General features: G+C 51.7%; 1 tRNA gene, 3 rRNA genes and 1 pseudogene. All 5 read right to left on the bottom strand.

Features of this window, described 5'->3' with window-relative positions:
* Positions 1-280: 280 nt before the first annotated feature.
* Positions 281-396 (bottom strand): 5S ribosomal RNA (rrf, locus tag ACGFU6_RS39195).
* A 99-nt stretch (positions 397-495) separates the two neighbouring features.
* Positions 496-3,403, bottom strand: a 23S ribosomal RNA gene (locus ACGFU6_RS39190).
* 234 nt (positions 3,404-3,637) lie between these two features.
* A tRNA-Glu gene (locus tag ACGFU6_RS39185) sits at positions 3,638-3,713 on the bottom strand.
* A 206-nt stretch (positions 3,714-3,919) separates the two neighbouring features.
* Positions 3,920-5,461: ribosomal RNA gene (locus tag ACGFU6_RS39180) — 16S ribosomal RNA — on the bottom strand.
* Together the 16S, 23S and 5S rRNA genes with 1 tRNA gene alongside form the textbook arrangement of a ribosomal RNA operon.
* Before the next feature lie 381 nt (positions 5,462-5,842).
* Positions 5,843-6,124, bottom strand: a pseudogene (locus ACGFU6_RS39175) (hypothetical protein); the annotation flags it as partial.

Here is a 6,124-nt window from a genome sequence, read left to right as displayed (position 1 = left end):
GCGAGGATGTCATCACGAAGACATTCTCACCACGCAAGAAATTGACCGCAGGTAACTCATCAGGAACACGAATCGGCATTGCTTAACCCTCACACATCCATTTATACGTTTAGACTTCTAGATGCCCGAAGATAGCGTTTTTTTCCGTCGCTGTCGAGCATTCAGCGGAAAGGTGAAAATGTTTCATTGCGCGAACTGCGTCAGGATCTTTGGCAGGGAGGATGAGAGGTACTGAAAGCAATAAGGCCATCCTTTCGGATGGCCTCTTGGCTTATTTGATGCCTGGCAGTGTCCTACTCTCGCATGGGGAGACCCCACACTACCATCGGCGCTACGGCGTTTCACTTCTGAGTTCGGCATGGGGTCAGGTGGGACCACCGCGCTATTGCCGCCAGGCAAATTCTGTTTCATTCCAACCGCCTCACTTCCATGAAGCCATCAGAACCAATCTCGGAACTTCGCTGAAAATCTCTCTAAAAACACCTTCGGTGTTGTAAGGTTAAGCCTCACGGATCATTAGTACTGGTTAGCTCAATGCATCGCTGCACTTACACACCCAGCCTATCAACGTCTTAGTCTTAAACGTTCCTTCAGGGACCTTAAAGGCCCAGGGAAGACTCATCTTGAGGCAAGTTTCGCGCTTAGATGCTTTCAGCGCTTATCTTTTCCGCACTTAGCTACCGGGCAATGCCATTGGCATGACAACCCGAACACCAGTGGTGCGTTCACTCCGGTCCTCTCGTACTAGGAGCAACCCCTCTCAATCTTCCAACGCCCACGGCAGATAGGGACCGAACTGTCTCACGACGTTCTAAACCCAGCTCGCGTACCACTTTAAATGGCGAACAGCCATACCCTTGGGACCTACTTCAGCCCCAGGATGTGATGAGCCGACATCGAGGTGCCAAACACCGCCGTCGATATGAACTCTTGGGCGGTATCAGCCTGTTATCCCCGGAGTACCTTTTATCCGTTGAGCGATGGCCCTTCCATTCAGAACCACCGGATCACTAAGACCTACTTTCGTACCTGCTCGAGCCGTCACTCTCGCAGTCAAGCTAGCTTATGCCTTTGCACTAACCTCACGATGTCCGACCGTGATTAGCTAACCTTCGTGCTCCTCCGTTACTCTTTGGGAGGAGACCGCCCCAGTCAAACTACCCACCAGACACTGTCCTCACCCCAGATTATGGGGCCGAGTTAGAACATCAAACATTAAAGGGTGGTATTTCAAGGATGGCTCCACGCAGACTGGCGTCCACGCTTCAAAGCCTCCCACCTATCCTACACATCAAGGCTCAATGTTCAGTGTCAAGCTATAGTAAAGGTTCACGGGGTCTTTCCGTCTTGCCGCGGGTACACTGCATCTTCACAGCGAGTTCAATTTCACTGAGTCTCGGGTGGAGACAGCCTGGCCATCATTACGCCATTCGTGCAGGTCGGAACTTACCCGACAAGGAATTTCGCTACCTTAGGACCGTTATAGTTACGGCCGCCGTTTACTGGGGCTTCGATCAAGAGCTTCGCCTTGCGGCTGACCCCATCAATTAACCTTCCAGCACCGGGCAGGCGTCACACCGTATACGTCCACTTTCGTGTTTGCACAGTGCTGTGTTTTTATTAAACAGTTGCAGCCAGCTGGTATCTTCGACTGGCTTCAGCTCCATCCGCGAGGGACTTCACCTACATGCCAGCGTGCCTTCTCCCGAAGTTACGGCACCATTTTGCCTAGTTCCTTCACCCGAGTTCTCTCAAGCGCCTTGGTATTCTCTACCTGACCACCTGTGTCGGTTTGGGGTACGATTTAATGTTACCTGATGCTTAGAGGATTTTCCTGGAAGCAGGGCATCAACTACTTCTGCACCGTAGTGCATCGTCATCACGCCTCAGGGTTAGTATGCAACCGGATTTACCAGGTCACACCCCCTACACGCTTAAACCGGGACAACCGTCGCCCGGCTAGCCTAGCCTTCTCCGTCCCCCCTTCGCAGTAACACCAAGTACAGGAATATTAACCTGTTTCCCATCGACTACGCTTTTCAGCCTCGCCTTAGGGGTCGACTCACCCTGCCCCGATTAACGTTGGACAGGAACCCTTGGTCTTCCGGCGAGCGGGCTTTTCACCCGCTTTATCGTTACTTATGTCAGCATTCGCACTTCTGATACCTCCAGCAACCCTCACAGGCCACCTTCAACGGCTTACAGAACGCTCCCCTACCCAACAACGCCTAAGCGTCGCTGCCGCAGCTTCGGTGCATGGTTTAGCCCCGTTACATCTTCCGCGCAGGCCGACTCGACCAGTGAGCTATTACGCTTTCTTTAAATGATGGCTGCTTCTAAGCCAACATCCTGGCTGTCTATGCCTTCCCACATCGTTTCCCACTTAACCATGACTTTGGGACCTTAGCTGGCGGTCTGGGTTGTTTCCCTCTTCACGACGGACGTTAGCACCCGCCGTGTGTCTCCCGTGATAACATTCTTCGGTATTCGGAGTTTGCATCGGTTTGGTAAGCCGGGATGGCCCCCTAGCCGAAACAGTGCTCTACCCCCGAAGATGAGTTCACGAGGCGCTACCTAAATAGCTTTCGGGGAGAACCAGCTATCTCCCGGTTTGATTGGCCTTTCACCCCCAGCCACAAGTCATCCGCTAATTTTTCAACATTAGTCGGTTCGGTCCTCCAGTTAGTGTTACCCAACCTTCAACCTGCCCATGGCTAGATCACCGGGTTTCGGGTCTATACCTTGCAACTAATCGCCCAGTTAAGACTCGGTTTCCCTACGGCTCCCCTATACGGTTAACCTTGCTACAAAATATAAGTCGCTGACCCATTATACAAAAGGTACGCAGTCACACCACGAAGGTGCTCCCACTGCTTGTACGTACACGGTTTCAGGTTCTATTTCACTCCCCTCGCCGGGGTTCTTTTCGCCTTTCCCTCACGGTACTGGTTCACTATCGGTCAGTCAGGAGTATTTAGCCTTGGAGGATGGTCCCCCCATATTCAGACAGGATGTCACGTGTCCCGCCCTACTCATCGAACTCACGACCTGTGCATTTTAGTGTACGGGGCTATCACCCTTTGCTGCGCGACTTTCCAGACGCTTCCACTAACACACAAGCCGATTCAGGTTCTGGGCTCCTCCCCGTTCGCTCGCCGCTACTGGGGGAATCTCGGTTGATTTCTTTTCCTCGGGGTACTTAGATGTTTCAGTTCCCCCGGTTCGCCTCATGCCACTATGTATTCATGACATGATAGTGTGTCGAAACACACTGGGTTTCCCCATTCGGGTATCGCCGGTTATAACGGTTCATATCACCTTACCGACGCTTTTCGCAGATTAGCACGCCCTTCATCGCCTCTGACTGCCTAGGCATCCACCGTATACGCTTAGTCACTTAACCTCACAACCCGAAGATGTTTCCATCGTTCGTGCTGCAAACATTTGAGAGACTCTATGACAGGTTACTCTTCATCCCAGTACATCTACGGAGGGATAAATTTCAGCCGTCATGTTTCAATTTTCAGCTTGTTCCAGATTGTTAAAGAGCAATATCTTAAACATGACTCGCAAGTCATCTTTAAGATTTTTTCGGTTATCGCTAACCGGTGATAATGTCTTTCACTCATTATCGGAATGGCGTCCCCAAGGGGATTCGAACCCCTGTTACAGCCGTGAAAGGGCAGTGTCCTAGGCCTCTAGACGATGGGGACACGAAATTGGCTTATCGAATCACCGATTCGATAATTTCGGGTAAAGGTGAGATTTTTCGTGAAAAATCGAGCGCCATTGTCGTTTGTCACTGCACTGGACAGTCACAAATCTCCCGGCACTTACCTATACCACAAGGTTTTGTTTGCTCATTACTTTTTCATCAGACAATCTGTGTGAGCACGCCACTCGAATCAATATCTTTAGGTAAGGAGGTGATCCAACCGCAGGTTCCCCTACGGTTACCTTGTTACGACTTCACCCCAGTCATGAATCACAAAGTGGTAAGCGCCCTCCCGAAGGTTAAGCTACCTACTTCTTTTGCAACCCACTCCCATGGTGTGACGGGCGGTGTGTACAAGGCCCGGGAACGTATTCACCGTAGCATTCTGATCTACGATTACTAGCGATTCCGACTTCATGGAGTCGAGTTGCAGACTCCAATCCGGACTACGACATACTTTATGAGGTCCGCTTGCTCTCGCGAGGTCGCTTCTCTTTGTATATGCCATTGTAGCACGTGTGTAGCCCTACTCGTAAGGGCCATGATGACTTGACGTCATCCCCACCTTCCTCCAGTTTATCACTGGCAGTCTCCTTTGAGTTCCCGGCCGAACCGCTGGCAACAAAGGATAAGGGTTGCGCTCGTTGCGGGACTTAACCCAACATTTCACAACACGAGCTGACGACAGCCATGCAGCACCTGTCTCAGAGTTCCCGAAGGCACCAAAGCATCTCTGCTAAGTTCTCTGGATGTCAAGAGTAGGTAAGGTTCTTCGCGTTGCATCGAATTAAACCACATGCTCCACCGCTTGTGCGGGCCCCCGTCAATTCATTTGAGTTTTAACCTTGCGGCCGTACTCCCCAGGCGGTCGATTTAACGCGTTAGCTCCGGAAGCCACGCCTCAAGGGCACAACCTCCAAATCGACATCGTTTACAGCGTGGACTACCAGGGTATCTAATCCTGTTTGCTCCCCACGCTTTCGCACCTGAGCGTCAGTCTTCGTCCAGGGGGCCGCCTTCGCCACCGGTATTCCTCCAGATCTCTACGCATTTCACCGCTACACCTGGAATTCTACCCCCCTCTACGAGACTCTAGCTTGCCAGTTTCAAATGCAGTTCCCAGGTTGAGCCCGGGGATTTCACATCTGACTTAACAAACCGCCTGCGTGCGCTTTACGCCCAGTAATTCCGATTAACGCTTGCACCCTCCGTATTACCGCGGCTGCTGGCACGGAGTTAGCCGGTGCTTCTTCTGCGAGTAACGTCAATTGATGAGCGTATTAAGTTCACCACCTTCCTCCTCGCTGAAAGTGCTTTACAACCCGAAGGCCTTCTTCACACACGCGGCATGGCTGCATCAGGCTTGCGCCCATTGTGCAATATTCCCCACTGCTGCCTCCCGTAGGAGTCTGGACCGTGTCTCAGTTCCAGTGTGGCTGGTCATCCTCTCAGACCAGCTAGGGATCGTCGCCTAGGTGAGCCATTACCCCACCTACTAGCTAATCCCATCTGGGCACATCTGATGGCAAGAGGCCCGAAGGTCCCCCTCTTTGGTCTTGCGACGTTATGCGGTATTAGCTACCGTTTCCAGTAGTTATCCCCCTCCATCAGGCAGTTTCCCAGACATTACTCACCCGTCCGCCGCTCGTCACCCAGGGAGCAAGCTCCCCTGTGCTACCGCTCGACTTGCATGTGTTAAGCCTGCCGCCAGCGTTCAATCTGAGCCATGATCAAACTCTTCAATTAAAAGCTTGATTTGCTTCCACTCGAGAAGCGATGCTCAAAGATTTACTGCATGAATTTTACTTCAGTTAGTCACTCTTCAAGACTTGATATTTTTTTGCATCCGAAGATGCTGGATATCGTCTTGTGGAGTGCCCACACAGATTGTCTGATAAATTGTTAAAGAGCAGTGAGTTAGTCGCTTTCGCTTGCTAACTCGAGGTGGCGTATATTACGCTTTTCACCCGGAGAGTCAAGCGTTTATTTCGCTTTCCTCTCGCTGACCCGGCGGCTTGTCAGTCGTTGTTCCCGGTCAGTGGAGGCGCATTATAGGGAGTTCTCGGCAGGCCGCAACCCCTATTTTCAATATTTTTTCCGACCGTTGAATGTTTAACCAAAACACCGTTAAAGCGGCAGTTTTTTCAACGATTTAAAGCCATAACCCTGCAAAACGGGCAATAAAGCGTCAGTATCTTCATTTAACGCCATGCAATACGCCAGATTCTCTTCCTGGCTCGAGACCAGATTTTCCTGCGTTGAGATGAGCCAGGCGGTGCGGCGGGCAATCGCCGCGCCGGAATCCACCAGCCGGGTGCCTTCCGGCAACACCTGCATCAGCTCTTCAGCTAATAGAGGGAAATGGGTGCAGCCCAGCACGACAGTATCCGGCGGCTCGCGCATGCTCAG

The organism is Streptomyces sp. NPDC048462, assembly GCF_043200175.1.
Taxonomy (GTDB): domain Bacteria; phylum Actinomycetota; class Actinomycetes; order Streptomycetales; family Streptomycetaceae; genus Streptomyces.
This window is presented reverse-complemented; position numbering and strand designations above follow the sequence as displayed.